Raw genomic sequence first — 26,954 nt, 5'->3', positions numbered from 1 at the left:
TTCGTGTCGATCCGCTCGCGTCAGTTCGTGCCGATCTTGGCCAGGAGGTCGACGATGCGGTCCTGTACGTCCGGGCTGGTGGACCGCTCCGCGAGGAACAGCACCGTCTCACCCGAGACCAGCCGGGGCAGCTGTGCCGGGTCCGTGCTGGCGGCGGTGTAGACGACCAGCGGGGTGTGGTTCAGCAGCCCGTTGGCGCGCAGCCAGTCCACGATCCCGGCCCGCCGGCGGCGTACCTGCATCAGGTCCATCACCACGAGGTTGGGCGCGACCTGGGTCGCCAGGCTGACCGCGTCCGCGTCCGTCGCGGCCCGTGCGACCTGCATGCCGCGCCGTTCCAGCGAGGCGGTGAGCGCGCCCGCCACGGCGTCGTTCTCCTCGATCAGCAGCACCCGCGGCGGATGCTGCTCGCTGTCGCGCGGCGCGAGCGCCTTGAGCAGGACGGCCGGGTCGGCGCCGTACGCCGCCTCCCGGGTCGCCTGGGCCAGGCCTGCCGTCACCAGGACGGGCACCTCGGCGGCGCCCGCCGCCTGCCGCAGCGACTGCAGCGCCTTGCGGGTGATCGGCCCGGTCAGCGGGTCGACGAAGAGCGCGGCCGGGTACGCCGCGATCTGCGCGTCCACCTCCTCACGGGAGTTGACGATCACCGGGCGGTAGCCGCGGTCGCTCAGCGCCTGCTGGGTCGAGGCGTCCGGCGCGGGCCACACCAGCAGCCGGCGCGGATTGTCCAGCGGCTCGGGCGGCAGCTCGTCGTCCATGGGCGGCGGCTGGTGGTCGACGACCTCTATGGCGCCGTTCGGGCCGTCCAGCGGCTCCGGGCCCTCCTGGCCCTCGTCCGGCGCGGAGATCGCGAACGCGCGGCCCTCCGTGGACTCCATCAGGGGCGGCTGCGGCTGCGTACCCTGCGCGCCCTGCTGGGCGCGGGCGGCGGGCACCATGTCCGAGCCCGTACCGCGTTCGCTCTCCTGCGGCGGTGCGGCGAGCTTCCGGCGGCGGCCGGAACCGGCACTGCCGGCGCCGCCGAGGGTGCCGTTGCCCCCGCTGGTGGCGTTCGGGTCGCCGGCACCGGCGGCCGGCCGGCCACCCGCGGTCGACGGCCCACCGGCGGCGGGCTGACCGTGGCGGCCCGGCTGCCCCGGCTGCCCCGGCTGCCCCGGCTGGCCGTTCGGCTGGTGCTGGTCGGCGATCTGCTGGGCGAAGGGCACGCCCTGCCCCAGCGTGCGCACGCTGAACGCGCGGCCGTGCGACTGCCCGGCCGCCGGGCCGCCCTCCTCCTCCGGAGCGGGCAGCGGGCGGCGCGCCGTACCCGGCTGACCGGGCAGCTGCTCGCCCGGCGCCGACTGACGCGGCCCGGGTACGGAGGCGGCGTGCGGGCCGGCGCCCTGCGGCCGGCCCTGGCCGTCGGTCCGGCCCCGGTCGGCCTCGCCCTGGGGCCCGCCCTCGGCCGGGCGCCCGTGCTGCGCCTGCCGGCCGGGCGCCTCCTGACCGGGCGTCTCCGCTGCGCGCGCCTCCTGGGCGGGCGGTCCGGCGGTCTCGGCGGGGCTGGGACGGCCGCGGCGGCGGCCCGTCGGCGCGGGGGCCGCCGGGGTGTCCTCGGGGTGCGTGACCTGGCCTTCGGCGCCCACGACGAACGTACCGCTGGACTCGGAGTCGGCCATCGCGGCGGCGGCCCGCTCCTCGGCGGCGGCGCGGCGCGCCCGGCGTCGGCCGGTCGGTGCGTCCCACTCGCCACCGGTGGCCGGTCCGGCCCCGGCACCGCGCGTCGCGGGCAGCGCGTCGGGTGCGCTGTCGGGGGTGTCCTCGGGGGCGCGACGGGCTCGGCGCCGGCCGGTCCCCGCGGGCACCGCGCTCCCGGGCCCGGCCGGACCCGCCTGCGCGGGAAGCTGCGCACCGGGCACCTGCGCACCGGGCACCTGCGCACCGGGCACCCGCTCCCCGGCCACCTGCTGGTCGGCAGCCCGACCAGCAGCCGCCTGGCCACCGGCTGCCTGCACGCCGGAAGCCTGGCCACCAGCTGCTTGGACACCGGGCACCTGCCCACCAGCTGCCTGGACACCGGGCACCTGTCCACCGGCTGCCTGCACGCCGGGCGCCTGCCCACCAGCTGCCTGCACGCCGTTCGCTTGCGCACCCCCTTGCGCTCCGCCTTGCACACCCCCTTGCGCACCCGGCCCCTGCGCCTGAGAAGCCGGCAGCGCGCCCGGGGCCGGCAGTGCGGGGCGTGGCTGTTGCGCGCCGGGCTGCGGCTGGGCCGGGGGCTGCGCGTGCTGGTCCGCGGCGGCGGGCGGCAGTGCGAAGGGCGTACGCGGGCCTTGCTGCGCGGCGGGCGCCGCCGGTGCGCCGCCGGCGCGCGCGGGGCTGAGCCCGGCGGGCCCCTGGCCACCCGGCTGTCCCTGCCCGTTGTTCCGGCCGCCCTGGGCGCTCGGTGCCTGGCCGGCGCTGCCCGGGCCCGCGGCCGGGGTGAGCGCGCTCGCGGCGGACCGTGACGGCTGCTGCTCGGCGCCCTGCGGGGCGCCCGGGGCCTGGCCGGCGGCCTGCGGCGGTGCCTGGTCGGGGAGGGCGCGTCCGGCGGTGTCGGAGAGCGCGCGGCGCGCCCGGCGGCCGCCCGGCTGCCGGGCCGGTGCCTGACCCGGCTGCTCCCCGGCGGCGCCGGCCGCGGCCGGCAGCGCGGGCAGTCCGCCGCCCGCGGACTCCGCCTCGGGGCGGCCCCGCCGCCGGCCGCCCGGCGGCACGGCCTCCGCGCCCGGCATGCCCGCGTGGGCCCGGGCGTCGACCGGCGTACCGCCGGTGCTGTCGCCCGCGCCCCGGCCGTCCGTACCGGTACCCGGAGCGCCGTCGGCCGGGGCGTTCGGGCCCTGGCCCCCGGCAGTCTGTTCGGCCTGCTGCGCGGCTGCGCCGGCCGTCGCGTCGGCGCCGTTCGTGCCGCCACGGGCCCGCCGGCGGCCGCCCCCGGCCGTACCGCCGGCCGGCGTCGCGGTCCCGGAGCCGGCCGCGGGGGTCTGCCCCGTCCCGTCGGCGCCCGCCTGCTGTCCGGCCGGTACGGGCGAGCCGTCGGCCTTGACAGGTACCTCCAGCACGTACGCGCTGCCGCCCGCGCCGCCCGGCACGTCGTGCGTCTGCAGCACGCCGCCGTGCAGCCGGACGATGCCGCGCACGATCGGGCCGTGCACCGGGTCGCCGCCGCTGTACGGGCCGCGCACCTCGATCCGGACGACGGAGCCGCGCTTGGCCGCCGCGACCACGATCGTGGAGTCCCCGGCCGGCGCGACGCCCGCGGGGGTGTTGCCGGTGGAGTCCACGCCCGCGACGTCGGCGATCAGGTGCGAGAGCGCCTGCGCCAGCCGCGCCGCGTCCACCTCGGCCTCGATCGGCGGGGCGTGCACCGCGAACTGCGCGCGGCCCGGCCCGATCAGCTCGATCGCGCCCTCGACGCCGGCGGCGACCACCGCGTCCAGCGAGACCTCGGCCCGCCGGAGCTTGTCCGTGCCCGCGTCGAGCTGCTGGTAGCTCAGGACGTTGTCCACCAGCGCCGTCATCCGGCTGTACCCGGCCGAGAGGTGGTGCAGGACCTGGTTGGCCTCCGGCCAGAGCTGGCCGGCCGGGTCGGACGCCAGGGTGCCCAGCTCGCTGCGGAGCTCCTCCAGCGGGCCGCGCAGCGACCGGTCCAGTACGGCGAGCAGCTGGCTCTGGCGGGCCGCCAGAGCGTCCATCGGGCGCCGGTCGGTGAAGGTCATGACGGCCCCGACGAGCTGGTCGCCGTCGCGTACCGGCGCGGTCGTCAGGTCGACGGAGACCGCGCGCCCGTCCTTGGCCCACAGCACCTGTGCGCGCACCCGGTGCTTGCGGCCGGACTTGAGGGTGTCGGCGAGCGGGGTCTCCGCCCAGGGCAGCGGGGTGCCGTCGGCGCGCGAGTGGTGGATGAGCGGGTGCAGTTCCTTGCCGCCCAGCTCGCTGGCGCGGTAGCCGAGGATCTGCGCGGCGGAGGGGTTGACGAGGACGACCTTGCCCTCGGCGTCCACGCCCACGACGCCCTCGGCGGCCGCGCGCAGGATCATCTCGGTCTGGCGCTGCTGGCGGGCGAGTTCGCTCTCGATGTCCAGCTGCCCGGAGAGGTCGCGGACGACGAGCATCAGCAGTTCGTCGCCGGTGTAGCTCGTGCGGTGGTCCGCGTACGCCGCCTCGAACGACGACTCGTACGGGGTACGGCCGTCCTCCAGGTTGGCGCTGGTCACCTCGACCAGCATCTCCGTGCCGTCCGTGCGCCGCGCGACCATCCGGGTCGGCTTCTGCCGCCCGCCCGCCTGCGCGGGATCGTCGGGGCGCCGCATGGAGCCGGGGATGCGCTTGGAGTCGAACGTCGGGAGCAGGTCCAGCAGACCGCGGCCCACGAGGGCCGTGCCCGGCGCCTCGAACGTCTCCAGGGCGATGGTGTTGGCGTTGACGACCGTGCCGTTGCAGTTGACGAGCAACAACGCGTCGGGCAAGGCGTCGAGTATGGCTGCGAGGCGAGCAGCGCCTCGGGATGGCCTGCTGCTCACGACGACGCTTCCTCCCTGATGACCGCATCTTGCCGACACCCCACCGCGGCGGGTGACTGAAACCCACTGTGGCGTGTCACTGGAAGGGAGTCTACGGGCACCGGCCGGGGACGCGGAGGCGGATGACGGGGAGGTAATGCCACGGCCCCGTGCGACTCGGCGCACGCCCGACATGTGCCCCGCGTCCTGATCTGGCGCCCCACTTGGTCACGAATCCCGGCCGGCCTTCGCGGGAAGCGGACACCGCTCTTCCGGCGCTCCCGGCTCCGCTTCCCGCCTCTCACGTCGTCTTCCGGCCTTCTCGACGAGGCTCCTTGTGGGGCTCCTTATGAGGAGGCCGTGGGGAGGAGGGGGGTGAGCTTGTTCCAGCGGTCGATCTCACAGCCGTTGTCGCGCTTGAAGGTGGCGTCGACCGGCCGCCCGGCCCAGCGGCCGGTGACGTGCGCGGTGGCGGGGCCGCCGTACTGCATCGTGCAGGCCGAACCGGGCGCCACCGGCGCGAACGGGTCCTTGCCCCACCGCGTCACCTTGTCCAGCGCCCGGCACGCCTCCGCCGCCTCGGGGTGGTCGCCGCCGGTGGGGTGGCACTTCAGTACGTGGGTGCCGTCCAGCCCGGCGCCGCCGGACCCGGTGACGGTGACCTTGAGCTGGTCGCCGCCCTTGGACAGCGGGATCGGTGCCTGCCGGACCTGCTGCGCGGGGGTGGCGGCGCCGGCCGTCGGTGCGGCGAGGGCCGGCGCGAGGGCGCAGGTGGCGGCGGACAGGGCGAGAACGGCGATACGGCGCAGCGCCATCGGACTCTCCAGGCGTGGGGTGGGACCGGGGACGGCGGGGGACCGGGACGGCTCCCCATCCCCTCTTAACGCTCCACTCCTCCGTACGTTGCGCAACCGCACGACTTCGCTGCGTACCGCCGTGTCCCGCCATGGCTGCTGCGCGGCGTTTCCCGTCGGAAGTGCTTTGCTCAGCGGGCCGCGGGCCTAGTACCGTAGGCCTCGATTGGTGACAGCACGCTGAGCTGTGCCATCATCTGCACACACCACTTCGCGGTCGCGCGGGGTGGCGTTGCGTGGAGGCGTCGCCTAGTCCGGTCTATGGCGCCGCACTGCTAATGCGGTTTGGGTCTTAAAGCCCATCGAGGGTTCAAATCCCTCCGCCTCCGCAGAAGGGACGAAGCCCCGGCCGCAAGGTCGGGGCTTCGCTCGTTTTCGCAGCTCAGGCGGGGTCCGGGCAATGGATTTCGCGCACCGGCGCAGGTCATGTAATGTTGTTCCCGCAACGCCGACCGGTGGGGAACGCCGCCGGAGAGCCGAGCGCTCGTAGCTTAACGGATAGAGCATCTGACTACGGATCAGAAGGTTGCAGGTTCGAATCCTGCCGAGCGCACAGCATGACAAAGCCCCCGCCGGTTCGTCCGGACGGGGGTTTTCTCGTGGTCGGCCGCCGCATGCGTCGGCGAAGGCCCCGAGGGGCCTGGAGCGAGCTCCCTCGCAGGTCATGTAAAGTGGTTCCGCAACGCCGACCGGTGGACAACCCCACCGGGGAGCCGAGCGCTCGTAGCTTAACGGATAGAGCATCTGACTACGGATCAGAAGGTTGCAGGTTCGAATCCTGCCGAGCGCACAGCAGCCGGAGGCCCCGTCGAGAGATCGACGGGGCCTCCGGCGTTTCCGTGCCGCCGTGGTCAGGAGCGGCGGTGAATGGCGAGGTCCGTGCGGTCCGGGGCCAGGTGGGGGCGGAGGACCAGGTCCTCGTCGTAGTCGCCGCCGTTCTGGGTGCGGTAGGCGAGCGGCGGGGTGGTGGCGAGGGTGTCGAGGCGGTCGCGGAGGCGGGCGGCGGCCTCGGCGTACTGCTCGGGGGAGACGCGGTTGGCCGCGGGGACCAGGAGCGGGGGCAGCACGGACATGCCGGTGTACCAGAACGTGCCGTGCTGGAGGGGGTACAGGACGGACTCCAGGCTGCCGTTGATGCCGCGGGGCCCGAGGGAGGGCTCGAAGGCGCCGGCGGTGAGGACGACCATGGCGCGCTTGCCGGCCAGCCGGCCCTCTCCGTAGCGCAGGGTGCGGCCGTCCGCGTCCTGCACGCCGTAGCCGAAGCCCTTCACGAAGACGCGGTCGAACCAGCCCTTGAGGATGGCGGGCATCCCGTACCACCACAGCGGGAACTGGACGATCACCGCGTCCGCCCAGTCGATCTTCTCCTGCTCGGCGACGACGTCGGGGGCCAGCTGGCCGGTCTCGTACGCCTCCTGGGAGGCGCGGGCGACGTCGAGCCGCTCGGTGCGGTCGTGGCCGTAGTCGTCGGCGTCCACGACCGGGTTCCACTTCATCGCGTACAGGTCGGAGACGCGCACCTCATGGCCCGCGGCCTCCAGCGTGCGGATGCCCTCGTCCTTCAGGGCGCCGTTGAGGGAGCGGGATTCGGGGTGGGCGTAAAGCCAGAAAACCTTCATGGAAACGATCGTGCGGGGGCGGGCGGCCCGAAACGAGTGGCCTGATGGCCAGGGTGTGCAAGGATCGGGCCATGACGGCTTTCGAGGAGAGCGGGCGGCACCGGGTCGCCGTACTGGTACGGCACGGCATGCTGCCGATGGAGCTGGGCATCGTCCACCGCGTCTTCGGACAGGCGAGGTCGGCCGCGGGCGAGCCGCTGTACGAGGTGGTGACCTGCGCCGTCGAGCCCGGCGTGGTGCGCACCGAGGCGGATTTCACGATCAACGTGGCGCACGGCCCCGAGGCGCTGGCCGAGGCGCAGACCGTGGTCGTGCCCGCCGCGCACGAGGACTACACGCCGGAGGAGGGGCGGCTCGACGCGCCGCTCGCGGCCGCTCTGGCCCGCATCCGCCCCGGCACCAGGGTCGCCTCGATCTGCACGGGCGCCTTCGTGCTGGCCGCCGCGGGCCTGCTGGACGGGCGGCGGGCCACCACCCACTGGCGGTCGACGGAGGACTTCCGGCGGCTCTTCCCGGCCGTGTGCCTGGACCCGGAGGTGCTCTACACCGAGGACGGCCACGTGCTGACCTCGGCGGGCGTGGCCTCCGGGGTGGACCTGTGCCTGCACATGGTGCGCAGCGACTTCGGCTCGGGCGTCGCCAACGAGGTGGCGCGGAGCACGGTCGTCCCGCCGCACCGGGAGGGCGGCCAGGCCCAGTACATCCAGCGCCCCGTCCCCGACCGGCAGTTCGCCACGACGGGCGCGGCACGCGCCTGGGCGCTGGAGAACCTGCACCGCCCGCTGACCCTGCGCGAGCTGGCCGCGCGCGAGTCGATGAGCGTACGGACCTTCACCCGGCGCTTCCGGGAGGAGTCCGGGCTCTCGCCGCTGCAGTGGCTCACGCAGCAGCGCGTCGAGCGGGCCCGGCACCTGCTGGAGGAGACGGACCTGCCGGTGGACCGGGTGGCGGCCGACGCCGGGTTCGGCACGGCCGCTTCGCTGCGGCAGCACCTCCAGGCGGCGCTGGGCGTCTCGCCGAGCCAGTACCGCAGCACGTTCCGGGGGCCGCAGGCGGTCCCGGAGCGCGCGGAAGAGGCCGCGGTCGCGGTCTGAGAGGGGCGGGACGATGTGGCGGTGCACGGGGCCGCGGTGGTCGGGCGGCGCCTTCGGGCTCGGCTGGTACCACCCGGAGCGGGGCGAGGAGCGGCGGAGCGTCCTGCCGGCCGGCAAGCCGCTGGCGTTCGCCGTCGAGGGTGAGCGGCGCTGCCTGGGCGTGTGGCGGGCCGGTCGGCGGATCGTCTGTCCGCACGCGGCGGTGCTCGACGGCGCCGGCGCGCGCGACCAGTGCCCGGACTGCGCGCGGCTGGACCGTTCGCGGTCGGTCGCCGCGGACACGATGGCGGACGACCCGCGCCCGTACGGCGTCTACCTGGCGTACTTCGGGCCCGAACTGCTGAAGGTGGGGATCACCGCCGCCGAGCGGGGTGCGGCGCGGCTGCTGGAGCAGGGCGCGGTCGGGTACTCCTGGCTCGGGCAGGGGCCGCTGATGGCGGCGCGGCGGGCGGAGGCGCTGCTGGGGAGCGCGCTGGCGGTCCGGGACCGGTTCGGGAAGGCGGCGAAGCGGGCGGCGCGACGGTCGCTGCCACCGGTCGCCGAACGGGCCGCAGTGCTGGCCGCGCTGCACCGCGAGGCGCAGGCGCTGCCGGGCTGGCCGGAGGCGCTCCAGGCCGCTCCGTACGCGTACGCGGACCACTTCGAGGTGTTCGGGCTGGGCCGGATCCCGGCGGATCCGGCGGCCGTGGGGGAGGTCGGGGCGCTGCGCGCGGGGTCCGAGATCGTCGGGGAGGTGCTGGCGGCGGCCGGCTCCGACCTGTACCTGAGGCAGCCGGCGCGGGGCGGGGACGCGGTGCCGGTGGTCGTCGTGGACGCCCGGCTGCTGTCCGGATGGGTGCTGCGCGCCGCGGCCGGGAAGGTGACGACGGCGGACGTGGTCCGTGCGGAGAGCGGTACGGACGAGGGACGGCAGGAGGGGTTGTTCTGACGGCGTCGGAGAGGCCGCGCGGGGTGGCGGCCGAAGGGGACGAGCGGGTCGGGGCGTTCTGGCGGGAGCTGGGGCTCCCGGGGCTGATCGATGTGCACACGCACTTCATGCCCGAGCGCGTCATGGCGAAGGTCTGGGCGTACTTCGACGCCGCGGGCCCGCTCGTGGGCCGGGAGTGGCCGATCACGTACCGGTACGAGGAGGAGGACCGCATCGCCGTGCTGCGCGGCTTCGGCGTCCGCGCGTTCACCTCGATGATCTACCCGCACAAGGCCGGCATGGCGCGGTGGCTGAACGGCTGGGCGGCCGACTTCGCCGCGCGCACGCCGGACTGCCTGCGGACCGCGACCTTCTTCCCCGAGGACGGCGCCGCGGCGTACGTCCGGGACGAACTGGCCGGCGGGGCACGGATCTTCAAGGCACATGTGCAGGTGGGCGGGTACGACCCGGCGGACGAGCGGCTCGACGAGGTGTGGGGGCCGATCGAGGACGCGGGCGTACCGGCGGTCACGCACTGCGGGTCGGGGCCCGCGCCCGGCAAGCACACCGGGCCCGAGCCGATCGCCCGGGTGCTGGCCCGGCACCCGCGGCTGCGGCTGGTCGTCGCGCACCTGGGCATGCCGGAGTACACCGACTTCCTGGACCTGGCGGAGCGGTACGAGCACGTCCACCTGGACACGACGATGGCCTTCACCGACTTCGCCGAGCGGACCGCGCCGTTCCCGCGCCGGGAGCGCGGGCGGCTGGCCGGCCTCGGCGACCGGATTCTCTTCGGCAGCGACTTCCCGAACATCCCCTACGGCTACGCGCACGCGCTGGAGTCGCTGACCCGGCTGGAGCTGGGGGACGACTGGCTGCGCGGGGTCTGTCACGGCAACGCGGCCCGGCTGCTGGGCCGCTGAGCCCGGCCGCGGCCCGCCCGCGCGCGAGGCCGATTGTCAGTGGTGCCTGCCATGCTTCTCTCAGTGGGACCGGCTGGACCGCGCGGGGGGCGGCCCAGCCGGTCGGACGCTCATCCACCGCACCCACCCGCATTTCTCAGGGAATTCACAGAAACGGGAAAGGGGGTTCTCAGAAGGCCCCGCCAGGCTTGCCGGTATGACTGCCACTGCCGGCTCGCCGCCCTCCGTGAAGAAGCAACCGGAACTGCTGCGCCCCGACGGGAGCCCGGTGCGCGTGCTCGTCGTCGACGACGAGGCGTCGCTCACCGACCTGCTCTCGATGGCGCTGCGGTACGAAGGCTGGGACATCCGCTCCGCCGGGGACGGCGCGAGCGCGCTGCGGGCCGCGCGCGAGTGGCGGCCGGACGCGGTGCTCCTGGACGTCATGCTGCCCGACATGGACGGCCTGACCGTACTGGGCCGGCTCCGCCGTGACCTGCCCGACGTGCCGGTGCTCTTCCTGACGGCAAAGGACGCCGTGGAGGACCGCATCGCGGGGCTGACCGCGGGCGGCGACGACTACGTCACCAAGCCGTTCAGCCTGGAGGAGGTGGTCGCCCGGTTGCGCGGACTGCTGCGCCGGGCCGGGGCCGCCGCCGTGCGCGCGGAGTCGGTGCTGACGGTGGGCGACCTGGTGCTGGACGAGGACAGCCACGAGGTCTCGCGCGGCGGGGTGGACATCCACCTCACGGCGACGGAGTTCGAGCTGCTTCGGTACCTCATGCGCAATCCGCGCCGGGTGCTCAGCAAGACCCAGATCCTGGACCGGGTGTGGAGCTACGACTTCGGCGGCCAGGCCAACGTCGTCGAGCTGTACATCTCCTACCTGCGGCGGAAGATCGACGCCGGCCGCAGCCCGATGATCCACACCCGGCGCGGCGCGGGTTATCTGATCAAGCCGGGCGAGTAGGCGGTCCGACGCTCATGTCCCGTAGCCCCGGCGGCCGTTCCGGCCGGCGCCCGTGGTCGCTGCGTACCCGGCTGGTGGTGGCCGCGGTCACGCTGATCGCCGTGGTCGCCACCGTCATCGGCACGGTCACGACGATCGCGTTGCACTCCTACCTCCAGACGCAGCTCGACGACCAGTTGAAGGACGCCGTCTGGCGCACCCAGGGACCGATAGCGGCGCACGATCCGTTCGGGCAGAGCCTGGACTTCGTCGCGATGCCGGGCCAGCCGACCGGGACCGTCGGCGGCCGGGTCTCGCCCGACGGCGAGATCGTCCGGGGCGCGAAGAACAACGACGTCAAGAGCCGCGACCCGGCCGATCACCTCGACCCGCTGAACCCGGCCCAGCGTCAGGCGCTGGCCGACGTCCCCCGGGACGGCGCTCCGCACACCGCCACCCTGCCCGGCCTGGGCGACTACCGCGTCCAGTCCACCAAGGACGGCTCGGTGGTCATCGGGCTCCCGCTGAACCAGGTGGCGGACACCGTCGGCACCCTCGTGCTGGTCGAGGTCTGCGTGACGGCCGCCGGGCTGGTCGCGGCGGGCATCGCGGGCGCCTCGATGGTGGGCATCGCGCTGCGGCCGCTGCGCAGGGTCGCCGCCACCGCCACCCGCGTCTCCGAACTCCCCCTTCACCAGGGCGAGGTGGCGCTCCACGAGCGGGTCCCCGCCGCCGAGGCCGATCCGCGTACCGAGGTCGGGCAGGTCGGCGCGGCGCTCAACCGCATGCTGGGGCACGTCGGTTCGGCGCTGGCCGTGCGGCAGGAGAGCGAGACGCGGGTACGGCAGTTCGTCGCCGACGCCAGCCACGAGCTGCGGACGCCGCTCGCCTCCATCCGCGGTTACGCCGAACTGACCCGGCGCGGCCGCGAGGAGCCGGGCCCCGACACCCGGCACGCGCTGGGCCGCATCGAGTCCGAGGCGACCCGGATGACGGGACTGGTGGAGGACCTGCTGCTGCTCGCCCGGCTGGACGCGGGCCGCCCGCTGTCCTACGCGGTCACCGACCTCTCCCCGTTGGTCGTGGACGCGGTCAGCGACGCCCGCGCGGCCGGCTCCGGCCACCGCTGGCGCCTCGGACTCCCCGAGGCCCCCGCGCTCGTCCGGGCGGACGCGGCGCGCCTGCACCAGGTGCTGGTCAACCTGCTCGCCAACGCCCGTACGCACACCCCCGAGGGCACGACGGTCACCGCGCGGGTGGTCCGGTACGGCCCGTCCGTGCTGCTCCAGGTCGAGGACGACGGTCCCGGCATCCCGGCGGCGACGCTGCCGCGCGTCTTCGAGCGGTTCGCGCGCGGCGACGCCTCGCGGTCGCGGGCGGCCGGGAGCACCGGCCTCGGCCTGGCCATCGTCCGCGCCGTGGTGGCCGCGCACGGCGGCGAGGTGGGCGTGGACAGCGTGCCCGGACGGACCGTCTTCACGGTCCGGCTGCCCGCCGCGGCGCCCGGTGACGAGCCGTTCGTGACGCCTGCGACGGAGCCCGCTGCGGACTCACAGGCAGGGCACAGGCTCACCACACGGGGGTGACAGCGGGGCCGACGAACGTCGGGGGCATGACGACGACACAGCCGGCCCCGGGCCCCACTCCGGCCCCGGGCCACTCCCAGGCTCACGCGCCGGAACCGGCATCGGCCCCCGTCCCGCTGGGCTCCCTGCCGCCGCGCGAGCACCTGCGCCCCGGCCGGACCACGACCGTCCTGGACGTGGTGATCCCGGTCTACAACGAGGAGCGCGACCTCGAACCGTGCGTGCGGCGGCTCCACGAGTACCTGACCCACACGTTCCCGTACGGCTTCCGGATCACCGTCGCGGACAACGCGAGCACCGACACCACACCGGAGGTCTCGGCCCGGCTGGACGACGAGATCGCCGAGGTCACGGCGGTACGGCTGGAGCAGAAGGGGCGCGGCCGGGCGCTGCGTACCGTCTGGTCGAGGTCCGACGCGCCCGTCCTGGCGTACATGGACGTGGACCTGTCCACCGACCTGAACGCGCTGCTGCCGTTGGTGGCGCCGCTGATCTCCGGCCACTCCGACCTGGCGATCGGCTCCCGGCTGGCCCGCAGCTCGCGGGTGGTCCGCGGCCCGAAGCGGGAGTTCATCTCGCGCAGCTACAACGTGATCCTGCGCGGTTCGCTGGCCGCGCGGTTCAGCGACGCGCAGTGCGGCTTCAAGGCGATCCGCGGTGACGTGGCGCAGCGGCTGCTGCCGATGGTCGAGGACACCGGCTGGTTCTTCGACACCGAGATGCTGGTCCTCGCCGAGCGGGCCGGGCTGCGGATCCACGAGGTGCCGGTGGACTGGGTCGACGACCCCGACAGCACCGTCCACATCGTGAAGACCGCCACCGACGACCTCAAGGGGGTCTGGCGGGTGGGCCGGGCGCTGGCCACCGGCGCGCTGCCGCTGGACCGGCTGGCCCGGCCCTTCGGCGACGACCCGCGTGACCGGCAGCTGCCCGGCGTACCGGGCGGACTCGCCCGCCAGCTCGTCGGCTTCTGTGCGATCGGCGCGCTCAGCACGGTCGCCTACCTGCTGCTGTATTCGCTCTTCCGGCTCGGCATCGGGCCGCAGGCCGCCAACGCGCTGGCCCAGTTGCTCTGCGCGCTGGGCAACACCGCAGCGAACCGCCGTCTGACCTTCGGGGTGCGGGGCCGGGACCGCGCGGTCCGCCATCAGGCCCAGGGCCTGGTCGTCTTCGCCATCGGCCTCGCGCTGACCAGCGGTTCGCTGGCGGCCCTGAACGCGGCGGCCGGCGACGCCTCGCACGGCACCGAACTGGCCGTACTGATCGCCGCGAACCTCGCCGCGACCGTGCTCCGCTTCCTCCTCTTCCGCGCCTGGGTCTTCCCGGGCACCACCCCCGCCCGGCAGGGCACCGGCGATTCCAGGAGCTCCCGATGACCGCGCCACCCCTGTACGAGGCTCCGCGCGCCGAGGCGCCGCCCGAGCCGCGTACCCCGGAGCGCCCCGGCGATCCGCGCTGGGCCCGCCCCGGGCTGCTGCTCCTGCTGGCGGTCACCGCCGTGCTGTACCTCTGGGACCTGGGCGCCTCCGGATACGCCAACTCCTTCTACTCGGCGGCCGTCCAGGCCGGCAGCGAGAGCTGGAAGGCGTTCTTCTTCGGCTCCTCGGACGCCGCGAACTCCATCACCGTCGACAAGCCGCCGGCCGCCCTGTGGCCGATGGGCCTGTCGGTGCGGCTCTTCGGGCTCGGCGCCTGGCAGATCCTGGTGCCCCAGGCGCTGATGGGTGTGGCGACTGTCGGCGTGCTGTACGCCGCGGTGCGCCGGCGCTTCGGTGCGGGTGCCGGCCTGCTCGCGGGCGCCGTACTGGCGGTGACCCCGGTCGCCGCGCTGATGTTCCGCTTCAACAACCCCGACGCGCTGCTCTGCCTGCTGATGGTCTGCGCGATCGCCTGCGTGCTGCGCGCCTTGGAGGACGCGCGCACCAAGTGGCTGGTGCTGGCCGGGCTCTGCTTCGGCTTCGCCTTCCTGGTCAAGACGCTTCAGGCGTGGCTGATCCTGCCGCCGCTGGCGCTGGTGTACCTGCTCTGCGCGCCCACCACGGTGCGCAGACGCATCGGCCAGACGCTGCTCGCGGGGCTCGCGCTGGTGGTGTCGGCCGGCTGGTGGGTGGCGATCGTCGAGCTGTGGCCGGCGTCCTCGCGCCCGTACATCGGCGGTTCGCAGAACAACAGCTTCCTGGAGCTGACGTTCGGCTACAACGGCCTGGGCCGGATCAACGGCAACGAGACCGGCAGCGTCGGCGGGGGCGGCGGCCCCGGCGGCGGCGGCGGTGGCGGCTGGGGCGAGACCGGCATCACCCGGCTCTTCTCCTCCGACATGGGCGGCCAGATCTCCTGGCTGCTGCCCGCGGCCTTCGTGCTGCTGATCGCCGGGCTGGCCGTGCTGTGGCGGGCCCGCCGGGCGACGGACGCGCTCGCCGCACAGCAGCGGAACGCGTTCTGGGTCTGGGGCGGCGCCCTGCTGATGACCTTCGCGACGTTCAGCTTCATGTCCGGGATCTTCCACCAGTACTACAACATCGCCCTGGCCCCCTACATCGCGGCGCTGGTCGGCATGGGCGCGACGCTGCTGTGGCAGCGGCGGCACGCCCGTCCTGCCGGGGCCGCGACCGTCGCCACGGCGGTGCTCGCGCTGACGGTCGCGGCCACGGCGGTCTGGTCGTACGTGCTGCTCGACCGGTCGGCCACGTGGCTGCCGTGGCTGCGCTGGACCGTCCTGGTCGGCGGGCTGTTCGCGGCGGTGGCGCTGGCGGTGTTCGGCCGCGGGACGGCGGGGGCCGGCCGGCGGCTGGCGGTCGGCGCCGCGGGGCTGGGCCTCGCGACGTCACTGGCCGGGCCGGTCGCGTACACGCTGAACACGGTGACGACCCCGCACACCGGCTCGATCATCACGGCCGGCCCGTCGGTCTCGGGCGGCATGGGCGGCCCCGGCGGCATGCGACCGCCCGGCGGCCAGGGCGGCCCGCCGGGCATGCGAGGCGGCCCCGGTGGGACGAGTAAGGGCCGGCTCGGCAACGCTCAGCCCGGTGGGCAACTGGGCGGCGGCTTCCGCCCGGGTACGCCGCCCGGCGTGGGCAAGAACCAGCAGGCCAGCCGCGGGGCCATGGGCGGCGGCGAGCGCGGCGGCAGGCGCGGGGGCGGCGGCATGGGCGGCCTGCTCAACGGCGCGCAGGTCAGCGCCGAGGTGAAGGCGAAGCTGCTGGCCGACGCCGACGAGTACACCTGGGTCGCCGCGTCCATCGGCTCGCAGAACGCGGCGAGCTACCAGCTCGCGACCGAGAAGCCCGTCATGGCCGTCGGCGGCTTCAACGGCAGCGATCCGTCGCCGACGCTGAAGCGGTTCCAGCAGTACGTGAAGGCAGGGAAGATCCACTACTTCCTGGGCGGCTCCATGGGCGGTCCGGGCGGCAACTCGGGCACCTCCTCGAAGATCACCTCCTGGGTGGCGAAGAACTACGCGAAGGTCACCGTCGGCAGCACCACGCTGTACGACCTGACCAGCCCGAAGGGCTAGGACGGGCAGCGGCCGAAAACAAAATGTACGGCGTATAAGACTCCCTGTACGGTGTAAGTGATCCGCTCACATCCGTACAGGGAGCCTGCATGTCCCCCGTGGCCTCCGCTGCCGTCTCCGCCGAGAGCCCACCGCGCCATCCCACGCGCTGGATCATCCTCGGCGTCATCTGCCTCGCGCAGCTCACCGTCCTTCTGGACAACACCATCCTCAACGTCGCCGTCCCCTCCCTGAACAAGGAGTTGGGCGCGTCCACCGCCGACATCCAGTGGATGATCAACGCCTATTCGCTGGTCCAGTCCGGCCTGCTGCTCACGGCCGGCAACGCCGCCGACCGCTACGGCCGTAAGAAGATGCTGGCCGGCGGCCTGGTGCTGTTCGGCATCGGCTCGGTGTGCGCCGGCTTCGCGCAGTCCGCCGGCCAACTGATCGCCGCCCGGGCCGGCATGGGCATCGGCGGCGCGCTGCTGATGACCACCACCCTCGCCGTCGTCGTCCAGATCTTCGACAACGAGGAGCGCCCCAAGGCGATCGGCATCTGGGGCGCGGTCAACTCCCTCGGCTTCGCCGCCGGGCCGCTCATCGGCGGTACGCTGCTCGACCACTTCTGGTGGGGCTCGATCTTCCTGATCAACCTCCCGGTCGCGGTGCTCGCCCTGATCGCCGTGCTGAAGCTGGTGCCGGAGTCCAAAAATCCCTCCGGGGAACGGCCCGACCTGCCCGGCGCCCTGCTGTCCATGATCGGCATGGTCTGCGTGGTCTTCGCGATCATCTCCGGGCCCGACCACGGCTGGCTCTCCGCCCGCGTCCTGGGCTCCGCCGTCATCGGCCTCCTCGCGCTCGCCGCCTTCGCCCGCTGGGAGCTGCACACCCCGCACCCCATGCTGGACATGCACTTCTTCCGCGACCGCAAGTTCGTCGGCGCCGTCGCGGGCGGCATCCTCGTGGCGTTCGGCATGGGCGGCTCGATGTTCCTGCTCACCCAGCACCTGCAGCTGGTGCTCGGTTACGAGCCGCTGGAGGCGGGGCTGCGCATCGCGCCGCTCGCCCTGACCGCCGTCGTCCTGAACTTCTCCGGCCTCGCCGGCCGGCTGATGGTCAAGCTCGGTACGCCGCGGACCATAGCCGTCGGCATGACCCTGCTCGCGGGCGGCCTCGCGGCCATCTCGCTCTCGGGCGCCGGCTCCTACAGCGGCATGCTCGCCGGCCTGATCGTCATGGGCGTCGGCGTCGCGCTGTCGATGCCGGCCATGGCCAACGCCATCATGTCCGCGATCCCGCCCGCCAAGGCGGGCGTCGGCGCCGGCGTCAACGGCACGCTCATGGAGTGCGGCCAGGGCCTGGGCGTCGCCGTCCTCGGCGCGGTGCTCAACTCCCGGTTCGCCGCGCTGATCCCGGCGGTCGCGGCCGGCGCCGGCTCGCTGCCCGCCGCGCTCGCGGCGGCCCGTACGGACGCCGACCGGGCCGCCGTACGCGACGCCTTCGCGGCCGGCATCCAGACCAGCCAACTGGTCGGGGCCGCCGCGGTGTTCGCCGGCGGTGTGGTCGCCGGCGTCCTGCTCGGCCGCGCCGAGCGCGCCGAACGGGCCGCCACGACGGAGGCGGTGGCCCCGGACGCCACGCCCGCCCCGGTGGCCGGGGAGACCGCCGTACCGGCTGCGGAGGCGGGCGGACGAGCGGGGCGCTCCCGTGCCGAAGCGGAATAGCATCGAGGCGGCAGGACCGCGTACGACCAGTTCAGCGATGAGGGAGGGCGCGCCATGGCAGCGACGGGCAGCCGCGCCGGCAAGCCGCGGAAGAGTGTCTGGCTGACCGAACGTCCTCCGCCGAAGCGGAAGACGGACCAGCCGGCCGGGTTGGACCTGGACAAGATCGTGGAGACGACGGTCCGGCTGTTGGACGCGGACGGGCTGGCAAAGTTCTCGATGCGGCGGCTGGCCGCCGCGCTCGGCGTCACGGCGATGTCGGTCTACTGGTACGTCGACACCAAGGACGACCTGCTGGAGCTGGCCATCGACGCGGTGGCCGGCGAGATCGAGCTGCCGGCCGAGGACGATCCGGCGAAGGACTGGCGGGACCACCTGCGGCACCTCGCCGCCGAGTACCGCAAGGTCCTGGTCACCCACCGCTGGGCGCCGCGGCTGCTGGGGGAGTACCTGAACGTGGGCCCGCACGCGATCGCGTTCTCCAACGCGACGCTGCGGATCATGCGGGACAGCGGGCTGAGCCCCGAGCAGGTCTCCGGCGCGCTGGGCTCGATCTTCCAGTTCGTCTACGGCTTCAGCACGGTCGAGGGGCTGCACGAGCAGCGCTCCCAGGAGACCGGCAAGACGCTGGACGAGCAGTTCGACGAGGTCATCGGGGCCGTGCAGGACCGCCCGGAGTTCGCCGAGACGATGGAGATGTCCGCCAGGACCCTGGAGCTGCGGCAGGGCATCGGCGTCCGGGAGATGCGCGAGCGCGACTTCGCCTTCGCGCTGGACGTGCAGATCGCCGGCATCGAGGCGATGCGCGACCGGGGCCGCATGCCCTGACGGCCTACGTACGGTGGGCCACTCCGACCGCACGGAAAAGGGCGGTGGCTGTCCGCGAAGGGACAGCCACCGCCCTCATGTCGCTGCCGGGTGACCGGCGGCCGTCGGGAGTGATCGGCCGACGGGGGCTCAGCCCGCCATCGGCAGTGAGTCCCCCTGGACCGCCTGGATGTCCAGCTCCACCCGCAGGGTGGTGCCGATGGCGGCGATGCCCGCGGCGACGACCTGGTTGTAGTTCATCTTGAAGTCCTCGCGGCGCAGCTCGGCGGTGGCGCTGAACGCCGCCCGGGTGCCGCCCCACGGGTCAGGGCCGGTACCCAGGTACGAGAGGTTCAGGTCCACCTCGCGCTCCACGCCGTGCAGCGAGAGGTTGCCGTGGACGATCCAGCGGTCCGGGCCGGCTTCCGTGAGACCGGTCGACCGGTAGGTCAGCTCCGGGTAGGTCTCCACGTCCAGGAAGTCGGAGTTGCGCAGGTGGCCGTCGCGCATCCCGTTGCCGGTGTCGATCGACGAGGCCTTGATGACCGCCTCGACGCGCGACTTCGTGACGTCCTCGGCGATGTCGATCCGGCCCGCGAACTCCGTGAACCGGCCGCGCACGCTGGAGATGCCCAGGTGCTGCGCGGACGCGGCCACCGACGAATGCACCGGGTCGATCGTCCACGGTCCGGGCGGGGGCAGCTCGGCGCCGCCCTGCCGGGAGAGCGTCAGGTTGCCGACGTCCATCCGGCCGCTCGCCGTCACGATCGAGGTCGAGGCGACCGGCGCGTAGCCCACGGCCGTCACGATCACCGTGTACGGGCCGGGCTGCAGCGGCGTCGTGTCGCGTACGAGGCCGTCCTCGTCCGCCGTGGCCCGCAGGACCTGCGTGCCCGTCATGTCCGTGACGGTCAGCACCGCGTGCTTGACCGCCCAGCCGTCGCGTGTCCGGACCTGTGCCCGAACGCCCGCGCCAGTCGAACTCATACCCACTCCCGATGTCGTGCTTGGTACATGTGGGCCCCGGCCGGCGGCGAGCAGGCCGTCCCCTGCCTTTGATGCCCGCCGCCGCCGGGGCCCTGTGGTCCGGTCCGGGGCGCGTCTCCGCTCAATGCGTGCCCCCGACCGGGGCTGTGCTCACGGGGCGAGATGCCCCGGCCCCCGTTGGCTCTATCGCCTGGACGGTGTCAGTCGCCCGGGTGGGCGAGTTCGACGTTGTGTCCGTCGACCCCGCTCGCGTCCACCGACAGCGCGTTGGCCACCGGCGGGTATCCGCTGGCGATCACCGTGTAGTCGCCGGTGTCCAGGTCGGTGAAGGCGTACGCGCCGTCCTCACCGGTTGTGGAGGTGGCGACCACGTTGCCGGCCGCGTCGACCAGCGTGACCCGTGCGTCCGGCAGGGGACGACGGTCCGCACCGGCCCGGACGACGCCCTGGACGCGGGCGCCGGACTGCAGCGCGATCTCGACGCGGGTGATGCCCTGACCGCTGACCTCGACCGGCTGTGCGGTCGGCCGGAAGTCGGTGGCGTTCACCGCGACGGTGTACGTACCGGCGGCCAGCTCGTCGAAGGAGAAGGCACCCTCGGCGCCGGTCTTGCCGGTCGCCAGCACCTCACCGCGGACGTCCGTGACCACGACCATTGCGCCGTCCACCGGCTCGCCGGTGACCACGCTGCGGACCTGGCCGCGCAGGCCGCTGGTGCCGCTGAGCAGGATGTCGTAGCCGATCGGCTGGTCGCCGACGACGACCGTGGACGCCTGCGGCTGGTGGCCGTCGGCGGCCGCGATCAGGACGTACGAGCCGGCGCCGGGGGCGTTGAGCACGTACGAGCCGTTGGCCTGGGCCACCGAGCGACCCAGCTGGCGGCCGCTGAGGGAGATCAGCGTGACCGCGGAGCGCGCCACCGGCTGGCCGTCGGCGTTCCGGACGAAGCCGGTGATGGCCGGGCCCTCCGGGGTGCCGGGGTCGCCGGCGGAGGCGTACGCCGCCAGGCGCTGCCCCTGCGCGGCCGCGGCCGGCTGCGGCTGGGCCCAGGACGGGGCGTGCTCGTCCGGAGCGACGGACGGGGCGCCGACCAGGGCCGGCTCCAGCTCCTCGGTCGAGGCGGCCGAAGCGGCGGCCGGGGCCGCGGCGGCGGCCGGCGCGGCAGCGGCGTCCGTGGTGGCGTCGGGCGCCGTGGCGTCCGAGCCGTCGTCGGAGGACTGGGCCAGTCCACCCTTGGTCTTCAAGGCGACCTCCTTGATGAAAAGCGTCAGAAGGAAGGCGAGGAGCGCGCAGGGGGCGGCGATCAGGAAGATGTCGGCGACTGCGTGCCCGTAGGCACTCTCCATGATCGTACGGAGCGGCGCCGGGAGGGCGTCCAGGTCCGGGATCCCGCCACCGCCGCCGGCCTGACCCGCCGCCTTGGCGGCAGCCGGTCCGAGGTCGGCCAGGCCGTCCTTGACGTAGTGCGTGACTCGGGTTGCCAGCACCGCACCGAGCGCCGAGACACCGACCGCACCGCCGAGGGAGCGGAAGAAGGTGACGACGGACGAGGCGGAGCCGAGGTCCTGCGGGGCGACCTGGTTCTGCGTGCAGAGGACCAGGTTCTGCATCATCATGCCGATGCCGAGACCCATCAGGGCCATGAAGATCGCGACGTGCCAGTACTCGGTGTCGTACCGGATCGTGCCCAGCAGGCCGAGACCCGCGGTCAGCAGCACGCCACCGGAGACCAGCCAGGCCTTCCACTTGCCGGTCTTGGTGATGACCTGGCCCGACACGGTCGACGAGATGAACAGGCCCGCGATCATCGGGATGGTCATCACGCCGGACATCGTCGGCGACTTGCCGCGCGCCAGCTGGAAGTACTGGCTGAAGAACACGGTGCCGGAGAACATCGCGATACCGACGAACAGCGAGGCCAGCGAGGCCAGGGAGATCGTCTTGTTGCGGAACAGGCGCAGCGGGATGATCGGCTCGGCGGCCTTGGTCTCCACGAAGACGAAGATCAGGGCGAGCACGACGGCGCCGCCGACCATGGCACCGGTCTGCCAGGACAGCCAGTCGTACTTGTCGCCGGCCAGGGTGACCCACACCAGCAGCAGGCAGACCGCCGCGCTGATGAAGAAGGCGCCGAGCCAGTCGACCTTGACGCCCTCGCGCTTGACGACGGGCAGCTTCAGGGTCTTCTGCAGCACGATCAGCGCGATCACCGCAAAGGGCACGCCGACGTAGAAGCACCAGCGCCAGCCGAGCCACGAGGTGTCGGTGATGACACCGCCGAGCAGCGGACCGCCGACGGTGGCAACGGCGAACACGGCACCGAGGTAGCCGCTGTACCGCCCGCGCTCACGCGGGGAGATCATCGCGGCCATGACGATCTGGGCCAGGGCGGAGAGACCGCCCACGCCTATGCCCTGCACGACACGGCAGGCGATCAGCATGCCGCTGTTCTGGGACAGACCCGCGACGACCGAGCCACCGACGTAGATGATCAGCGCGAGCTGCACCAGCAGCTTCTTGCTGAACAGGTCGGACAGCTTGCCCCACAGCGGGGTGGTCGCGGTCATCGCCAGCAGCGAGGCCGTCACGACCCACGTGTAGGCGCTCTGTCCGCCGTTCAGATCGTGAATGATCTCCGGCAGCGCGTTCGACACGATGGTCGAAGAAAGAATGGCGACGAACATACCGAGCAGCAGCCCGGACAGCGCCTCCATGATCTGACGGTGCGTCATGGGGGCTCCGGCGGAGGCGTCCGCGCCTCCGTGCTTGGCGTGGCCGCCCCGCACACCGGCTGGTGTGGTTGTAGCCATGTAATTCCTTATCGTCCTGCTGATGTACGGGTGGTGTGGTCGTGGCTCGCCCGGGTGCGGCAGTCGCCGAAGCTCTCGTGCAACTTCGCGAGCAGTTCGTTCAGCCGGCCGACGTCGTCGTCGGACCAGTCGTCGAGGTACCGGGCGAGGGAGTCTGTGTAGCGGACGGCCAGCTCGGCGAGGAGTTCCCGTCCACGGGGTGTCAGTCGCAGCAGCCTGGAGCGCTTGTCCAGGGGGTCGGGCTCCCGCTCGATCCAGCCGCGCTCCGCGATGTGGGCGACGTGCCGGCTGGTCACCGACATGTCGATCATCAACAGCTCGGCCAGCTTGCTCATCCGCATCTCGCCGTACCGGTCGAGGATGGTGAGCACGCCTACCGAGGCGGGCGGGCAGTCGTGGGGCAGGATGCGCCCAAGTTCGCGTTTCACAGCGCCGATGGCGGTGAGTTGCCTGGCCAGCTCCTGGTACTGACCCTGCGCTGCCATGGGCACCTCCACACATCTTTTGTTGCTTGAGGCAACCATAGAACCATTTGGTTGCCACAGGCAAACGAATCCGGGGTTCGCAAGGTAAAGGAAGCTAAAAAGATGTACCCTGCACGAGTCAAAGATCCAGCCGCAAGCCGTAAAACAGCAGGTCAAGGTGGTGTGCGGGAGTAGCGGCGGGGGCATACGCCTACCCCTCACGCTCCCTCTGCCACTTCGCGGCGCTCTGACCGCCTCCGCGCCCCTCGCCGACACAGGCGGGGAAAGGCCTCCGGGGGTGTCCCCCTACCCGCCGGTTCGCTAGGGTCTCGGCCTATGGCGAACAACCCGCAGACGCCCGACGGCAACTACGACCCGGCCGGCAGCACGCAGATGTTCCGCGCCTTCGTCGACGAAGGCGCCCCCCAGTCCCCCCGCGCCGCCGCGGCCACCCAGCAGACCTCCTCGGGCCCCCGCGCGGGCATCATCATCGGCGTCGTCGTCGCCATCGTGATCGTCGCCGCGGCGGCTTGGCTGGCTTTGGGCTGAGCCCCCTTCTCGGGCTCGCGCGCGAAGCCCCCGGGCGGGCGCGAGGCGCGCCGCCCCGTACGTCCCCCGTCCCCCACTCCGCTCCCGTACGACCCAGGGCTTCCCCCGGACGCTGATCACCAGCCCCGGGAGAAGCCCTCACGTATGTGCGGCCGAACTCGGTACGTACGTACCGGGTACGTACGTCACGTACATACCGGCCCGCTCAGTCGAACTCTCCGCCCTGCACCCCGGCGCAGAACGCGGTCCACTCCTGCGCCGTAAACCGAAGATCGCCACGCTCCGGATGACGCGAGTCCCGCAGCGCCACGGCTCCGCCCGCCAGCTCCGCGACTTGCACGCAGTCCCCTGCGGACAAACTCTTGCTGCTCTTTCGCCACCGGACGTCCGCCACATCCAAGGCGTACAGCTCGTCCTTCGCAGGACCCATCACGGTCTCCTCTCGCGACCCCTGTTCCTTGGGCTCACCCTCACCCGCGCCGCGGGCGTGCGCACCGCTCCGTGGGCCAATCGGCAGGCCCTTCGGCCATTGCGCCTACGGACGGTCCCCCCGCCCGCCCCGGCTCTCCGCGACCCGAAGCGCGTCCCGCAACGCCTCGACCAGCCCGTACGCGAGACACCGCAGCTCATTGGGGCGCGCTCGCCGCTCCCGCCCCGAAGCGCCGAGCACCTCACTCGCCCGCTCGACCAACCGAGCCCCCATGGCGAGCTGCACGGCCTCCACCTCATCCGCGAGCCGCGCGACGTATCCGCTCCCGTCCGCATCCGTCGACAGATAACACCGCCGCCCGTCACTCCCGGCCCAGGGCAGCAGCCGAAGCCGCTCCGGCTCGCTCATGCGGCACACGCCGCGTACACCGAGTGGCTGCCGCCGGACTCGAAGAGCCGAGCAGCCCGCTCCCGGGCGTGCTGCTCGCAGGCGACGAGGTACGGCCGTACGAGTCGGGAGGCGTCCCCGTCGATGGGCACTTCGAGCGAGCGGGGGGATCGTGAGCGGCGGAGAGGGGGACTGGTTGTTCCTCCGCTACTGGAAGCCGTATGGGAGTGGCTGGCCGTCGTGACTGGCTGGGAGAACAGACCTCCCAGCCATGCCATGGCCCGGACGATACGGTGACGCATGTCGACGCTCCTTCTTCAGGGCTTGCGTTGACCACACCCCGGGGTCGTTGCCGCGACTGCCGGGGTCTCGGATGCTCAGCTCTAGTGCAGTCTGCTACCCCTAGGTTGCCTAGGCACCGTAGCTACGTCTCGCGTGGTATGGCATGGGCTGCTTACCTTGGTGCGGTGATGGAGTTTGCACCGGACGAGCCGCGATGGCGCCAAGTGGCGAGGATCATCCGCACACGCATAGAAGACGGCACTTACCCACCTGGCACGCGCGTGCCGTCCGTGGCCGAGATGCTGGAGGAATTCGGCATCGCCACGTCCACCGGCCAGAAGGTTCACCGAGGCCTGCGTGCAGAGGGCCTGATCCAGACCCAGGTCGGTATGGGCTCCTTCGTGACGAAGAGCGCGAGGGAGAAGCTCGCCGAGAGTCCCCAGGACGGGTGAAGGGCGTTCCGCAGAAACGCTTCTGTGTACTCAGGAGAAGTACCGTCCGGCTGTGATGGACTTCGCCTTGGACCGCCCTCGCTGGCGGCAGGTCGCTGACGTGATCCGCCGCCGCATCACGGACGGCACCTACGCCCCCGGCGCGCGCGTACCGTCCGTCCTGGCCCTCTCGGCAGAGTTCGGCATCGCCACGTCCACCGCCCAGAAGGTCCACCGAGGCTTACGCGCCGAAGGCCTGATCCACACCCGACACGGCACGGGCTCCTTCGTCCCACAGGCCGACGCATGACCATGTCGCCCCCACCCGAGTTCGATCCGACGCGGCCCAAGTGGGTACAGATCGCCGAGGTGATCCGCAGACGAATCGCGAGCGGGGAGTACCCGCCTCAACACCGTATTTCCGAGGTCCGAATGGAGCAGGAGTTCGACGTCGCCCGCGTGACCATCCGCAAGGTCACCGCCGCCCTCCGCGCCGAGGGCCTCATCGTCACGACCCCGGGCATGGGTTCATTCGTCTCGAAGCAACACCCGCAAGACTCCGCAGGTGAGGTTGCGGACGCGTGAGCGGTGCCGCAACCGGCGCGCAAGCGGAACCGACTCGCGGTTCAGATGTGATCAGACGGTCGGCAACGTCGCTGACGTGATCCGCCGCCGCGTCACGGACGGCACGTATGCGCCCGGGACGCGCGTGCCATCCGTCCTGGCCGTCCCGGCGGAGTTCGGCATAGCCAACTCCACACCCCCGAAGGTGCACCGAGGCCTACGCGCCGAAGGCCTCATTCACACCCAACACGGCACGGGCTCCTTCGTCCCACCGCAGTCCCCGGAAGACCTCACGGGCGCGCCCCCGGACGCCTGACCGCAGCTCGATCGGGCCGCACCCGCCGGCGACGCCGAGTGCCGTGCTGCCCAGCGCGACTCGCGGCCATTCCAGCGACTACCTGCTTTATGTAACCCGTTGGGATGACGGTATAAGGATTGCCTTCTAGAGCCCGATTCTGGGCAGGCCGCTGGTCGACCGGATCGCCGGGAGCCGGGTGCACAACCTCAAGGAGTTGCGGCCGGGAAGCGCCGGCAGGACCGAGGTACGGATCCTGTTCGTCTTCGATCCGGTACGAGAGGCGGTTCTCCTCGTGGCAGGTGACAAGGTGGGCCGTTGGAGCCAGTGGTACGAAGAAGCGATTCCACTCGCCGAGGCCCGCTACAGCGCGTACTTGACGAGCGCCCACCGCGCAGGAGAGGACGGGGACGCCTGATGAACGGTTACAGCAGTTGGGCAAAGGTGAAGCGCGAGATGCGCGAAGCCCATCCCGAGGTCACCGATGCCGAGTGGGAAGCCCGCAAGCAGGCGGCGCGGACGGCGACCGAGGCACATGTTCTGGGCTATCACCTGCGCATGATCAGGGAAGAACAGGGACGCACCCAGGCCCAGGTCGCGGCGGCGGTCGGCGTTTCCCAGGCGCGGGTGTCCCAGATCGAACGAGGAGAGATCCACAATCTGGAGACGATGCGCACATACGCTGCGGCATTGGGCGCTCGGATCACGCTGTCCATCGAATACGGCGACCGAGTGATCGGCGCGGCCTGAGAGGCTTCCCTTCCACTGCGCCAGCGCACCGTCCGATGCACAAGCCGTGCGCGCCTCGGCTCGTCGGTGTTCCAGTCCGGGCCCGGGCCGTCGGCCCGACCGCGAACGTATGGACGCACCCGCCGCACTGGAGGACACCGTGAGCGCGCAGCCCGACGGCCCGCACGGACCGCTGATCCCGATGCCTGACCTCACGCCCGACGACCTGCGGGCCGCCGTGTCCCGCATCGCTCCCAGTCGGGTACCTGCCCTTACCCAGCACCTCTTCGAGGCGACGACAAACGCTCAGCAGACGCAGAGCCTCGCCCCTCTCCGCGCCTTCGTCCACTCCTGGGCCGTCTTCATCGCGATCGAGCGGTACCCCGAACGGACCGCCCGTCTCCATCAACTGGAGCGGATCATCGATGTGGGGGACCAGGACCCCACAGAGGCCATCGCCGAGATTCAGCGGATCCGCGAGGCGGCGGAGAAAGAGGCCGGGCTGTGACCCACGGCGACTGAACGTGGGACTACAACCCGAGCAAAGGCAGACCCATCGACCGCGAGGGCG

General features: G+C 72.8%; 25 protein-coding genes, 3 tRNA genes and 1 pseudogene. 20 read left to right on the top strand and 9 right to left on the bottom strand.

Annotated features, from left to right (window positions below; translation table 11 throughout):
- Window positions 1-20: 20 nt before the first annotated feature.
- Window positions 21-4,538 (bottom strand): response regulator, encoded by a 4,518-nt coding sequence (locus IF20_RS17700; protein WP_199896640.1) that lies wholly within the window; start codon window positions 4,536-4,538, stop codon window positions 21-23.
- 326 nt (window positions 4,539-4,864) lie between these two features.
- The gene (locus tag IF20_RS17695; RefSeq protein WP_052866144.1) at window positions 4,865-5,332 is read right to left on the bottom strand and encodes an SSI family serine proteinase inhibitor; all 468 of its coding nucleotides are present in this window, start codon (window positions 5,330-5,332) and stop codon (window positions 4,865-4,867) included.
- A 277-nt stretch (window positions 5,333-5,609) separates the two neighbouring features.
- Here IF20_RS17695 and IF20_RS17690 point away from each other — a divergent pair.
- The 3 genes from IF20_RS17690 to IF20_RS17680 all read left to right on the top strand — a co-directional run bounded on the left by IF20_RS17690 (window position 5,610) and on the right by IF20_RS17680 (window position 6,161).
- Window positions 5,610-5,700 (top strand) — tRNA-Ser (locus IF20_RS17690).
- Between the two features lie 151 nt (window positions 5,701-5,851).
- Window positions 5,852-5,924: transfer RNA gene (locus tag IF20_RS17685), tRNA-Arg, on the top strand.
- Between the two features lie 164 nt (window positions 5,925-6,088).
- Window positions 6,089-6,161: transfer RNA gene (locus IF20_RS17680), tRNA-Arg, on the top strand.
- 61 nt (window positions 6,162-6,222) lie between these two features.
- On the opposite strand, the gene IF20_RS17675 is transcribed toward IF20_RS17680, so the two are convergent.
- Window positions 6,223-6,990 (bottom strand): NAD(P)H-dependent oxidoreductase, encoded by a 768-nt coding sequence (locus IF20_RS17675; RefSeq protein WP_052866143.1) that lies wholly within the window; start codon window positions 6,988-6,990, stop codon window positions 6,223-6,225.
- A gap of 44 nt (window positions 6,991-7,034) precedes the next feature.
- On the opposite strand from IF20_RS17675, the gene IF20_RS17670 reads away from it, so the two are divergent.
- The 9 genes from IF20_RS17670 to IF20_RS17630 all read left to right on the top strand — a co-directional run bounded on the left by IF20_RS17670 (window position 7,035) and on the right by IF20_RS17630 (window position 18,476).
- Complete coding sequence (locus tag IF20_RS17670) at window positions 7,035-8,084, top strand: GlxA family transcriptional regulator (RefSeq protein ID WP_052866142.1); 1,050 nt, start codon at window positions 7,035-7,037, stop codon at window positions 8,082-8,084.
- A 13-nt stretch (window positions 8,085-8,097) separates the two neighbouring features.
- Entirely contained in the window at window positions 8,098-9,012 is a 915-nt protein-coding gene (locus IF20_RS17665) for a DUF2797 domain-containing protein (RefSeq protein WP_052866141.1), read from the top strand.
- A gap of 23 nt (window positions 9,013-9,035) precedes the next feature.
- Entirely contained in the window at window positions 9,036-9,914 is an 879-nt protein-coding gene (locus IF20_RS17660; RefSeq protein ID WP_234426702.1) for an amidohydrolase family protein, read from the top strand.
- A gap of 196 nt (window positions 9,915-10,110) precedes the next feature.
- Window positions 10,111-10,863 carry a response regulator transcription factor gene (locus tag IF20_RS17655; RefSeq protein WP_052866140.1) on the top strand — a complete coding sequence of 251 codons (753 nt, stop codon included), beginning with the start codon at window positions 10,111-10,113 and terminating at the stop codon, window positions 10,861-10,863.
- A gap of 14 nt (window positions 10,864-10,877) precedes the next feature.
- On the top strand, window positions 10,878-12,428 hold the full coding sequence (locus IF20_RS17650; RefSeq protein ID WP_052866139.1) for a sensor histidine kinase: 1,551 nt from the start codon (window positions 10,878-10,880) through the stop codon (window positions 12,426-12,428).
- A gap of 26 nt (window positions 12,429-12,454) precedes the next feature.
- A complete protein-coding gene (locus IF20_RS17645; protein WP_110944268.1) occupies window positions 12,455-13,804 on the top strand; it encodes a bifunctional glycosyltransferase family 2/GtrA family protein in 1,350 nt (449 codons plus the stop codon).
- A complete protein-coding gene (locus tag IF20_RS17640) occupies window positions 13,801-15,942 on the top strand; it encodes an ArnT family glycosyltransferase (protein WP_199896639.1) in 2,142 nt (713 codons plus the stop codon). Before IF20_RS17645 ends, IF20_RS17640 begins: the two co-directional genes overlap by 4 nt.
- Before the next feature lie 89 nt (window positions 15,943-16,031).
- Entirely contained in the window at window positions 16,032-17,648 is a 1,617-nt protein-coding gene (locus IF20_RS17635; RefSeq protein ID WP_052866138.1) for an MFS transporter, read from the top strand.
- Between the two features lie 54 nt (window positions 17,649-17,702).
- Window positions 17,703-18,476: a TetR/AcrR family transcriptional regulator C-terminal domain-containing protein gene (locus IF20_RS17630; RefSeq protein WP_052866137.1), complete on the top strand. Its 774-nt coding sequence runs from the start codon at window positions 17,703-17,705 to the stop codon at window positions 18,474-18,476.
- 129 nt (window positions 18,477-18,605) lie between these two features.
- Here the strand turns inward: IF20_RS17630 and IF20_RS17625 are convergent, their stop codons facing one another.
- The 3 genes from IF20_RS17625 to IF20_RS17615 all read right to left on the bottom strand — a co-directional run bounded on the left by IF20_RS17625 (window position 18,606) and on the right by IF20_RS17615 (window position 22,737).
- Window positions 18,606-19,442 (bottom strand): YceI family protein, encoded by an 837-nt coding sequence (locus IF20_RS17625; protein WP_052866136.1) that lies wholly within the window; start codon window positions 19,440-19,442, stop codon window positions 18,606-18,608.
- A 200-nt stretch (window positions 19,443-19,642) separates the two neighbouring features.
- Window positions 19,643-22,252, bottom strand: coding sequence for an MFS transporter (locus IF20_RS17620; protein ID WP_110944267.1), 2,610 nt, complete (start codon window positions 22,250-22,252; stop codon window positions 19,643-19,645).
- 8 nt (window positions 22,253-22,260) lie between these two features.
- Window positions 22,261-22,737: a MarR family winged helix-turn-helix transcriptional regulator gene (locus IF20_RS17615; RefSeq protein WP_052866134.1), complete on the bottom strand. Its 477-nt coding sequence runs from the start codon at window positions 22,735-22,737 to the stop codon at window positions 22,261-22,263.
- Window positions 22,738-23,052: 315 nt separating this feature from the next.
- Here IF20_RS17615 and IF20_RS17610 point away from each other — a divergent pair, with 315 nt between their 5' ends.
- Window positions 23,053-23,265, top strand: a complete 213-nt coding sequence (locus IF20_RS17610) for a hypothetical protein (protein WP_052866133.1) — start codon at window positions 23,053-23,055, stop codon at window positions 23,263-23,265.
- Window positions 23,266-23,470: 205 nt separating this feature from the next.
- Here the strand turns inward: IF20_RS17610 and IF20_RS17605 are convergent, their stop codons facing one another.
- From IF20_RS17605 to IF20_RS40545, 3 genes are all read right to left on the bottom strand, one after another.
- A complete protein-coding gene (locus tag IF20_RS17605) occupies window positions 23,471-23,695 on the bottom strand; it encodes a DUF397 domain-containing protein (RefSeq protein WP_052866132.1) in 225 nt (74 codons plus the stop codon).
- A 105-nt stretch (window positions 23,696-23,800) separates the two neighbouring features.
- Window positions 23,801-24,103: a hypothetical protein gene (locus IF20_RS17600; RefSeq protein WP_052866441.1), complete on the bottom strand. Its 303-nt coding sequence runs from the start codon at window positions 24,101-24,103 to the stop codon at window positions 23,801-23,803.
- Window positions 24,100-24,234, bottom strand: a complete 135-nt coding sequence (locus IF20_RS40545) for a hypothetical protein (RefSeq protein ID WP_267881135.1) — start codon at window positions 24,232-24,234, stop codon at window positions 24,100-24,102. The genes IF20_RS17600 and IF20_RS40545 overlap by 4 nt, the downstream gene beginning before the upstream one ends.
- 318 nt (window positions 24,235-24,552) lie before the next feature.
- Between IF20_RS40545 and IF20_RS17595 the strand changes: the two genes are divergently transcribed.
- The 7 genes and pseudogenes from IF20_RS17595 (at window position 24,553) to IF20_RS17570 (ending at window position 26,891) form a co-directional block, all read left to right on the top strand.
- Window positions 24,553-24,816: a GntR family transcriptional regulator gene (locus IF20_RS17595; RefSeq protein ID WP_234426725.1), complete on the top strand. Its 264-nt coding sequence runs from the start codon at window positions 24,553-24,555 to the stop codon at window positions 24,814-24,816.
- Window positions 24,817-24,871: 55 nt separating this feature from the next.
- Entirely contained in the window at window positions 24,872-25,105 is a 234-nt protein-coding gene (locus tag IF20_RS17590; protein ID WP_110944265.1) for a GntR family transcriptional regulator, read from the top strand.
- Complete coding sequence (locus IF20_RS17585) at window positions 25,102-25,380, top strand: GntR family transcriptional regulator (RefSeq protein WP_234426701.1); 279 nt, start codon at window positions 25,102-25,104, stop codon at window positions 25,378-25,380. The genes IF20_RS17590 and IF20_RS17585 overlap by 4 nt, the downstream gene beginning before the upstream one ends.
- Complete coding sequence (locus IF20_RS37855) at window positions 25,361-25,675, top strand: GntR family transcriptional regulator (protein WP_324605575.1); 315 nt, start codon at window positions 25,361-25,363, stop codon at window positions 25,673-25,675. The genes IF20_RS17585 and IF20_RS37855 overlap by 20 nt, the downstream gene beginning before the upstream one ends.
- A gap of 133 nt (window positions 25,676-25,808) precedes the next feature.
- Window positions 25,809-26,072, top strand: a pseudogene (locus IF20_RS17580) (type II toxin-antitoxin system RelE/ParE family toxin); the annotation flags it as partial.
- Window positions 26,072-26,404 carry a helix-turn-helix transcriptional regulator gene (locus IF20_RS17575; RefSeq protein WP_052866130.1) on the top strand — a complete coding sequence of 111 codons (333 nt, stop codon included), beginning with the start codon at window positions 26,072-26,074 and terminating at the stop codon, window positions 26,402-26,404. The pseudogene IF20_RS17580 and the gene IF20_RS17575, both read left to right, overlap by 1 nt.
- Window positions 26,405-26,513: 109 nt before the next feature.
- The gene (locus IF20_RS17570; protein WP_407702517.1) at window positions 26,514-26,891 is read left to right on the top strand and encodes a DUF6247 family protein; all 378 of its coding nucleotides are present in this window, start codon (window positions 26,514-26,516) and stop codon (window positions 26,889-26,891) included.
- Window positions 26,892-26,954 lie beyond the last annotated feature (63 nt).

The organism is Streptomyces niger, assembly GCF_000718305.1.
GTDB classification, from domain to species: Bacteria; Actinomycetota; Actinomycetes; order Streptomycetales; family Streptomycetaceae; genus Streptomyces; species Streptomyces niger.
This window is presented reverse-complemented; position numbering and strand designations above follow the sequence as displayed.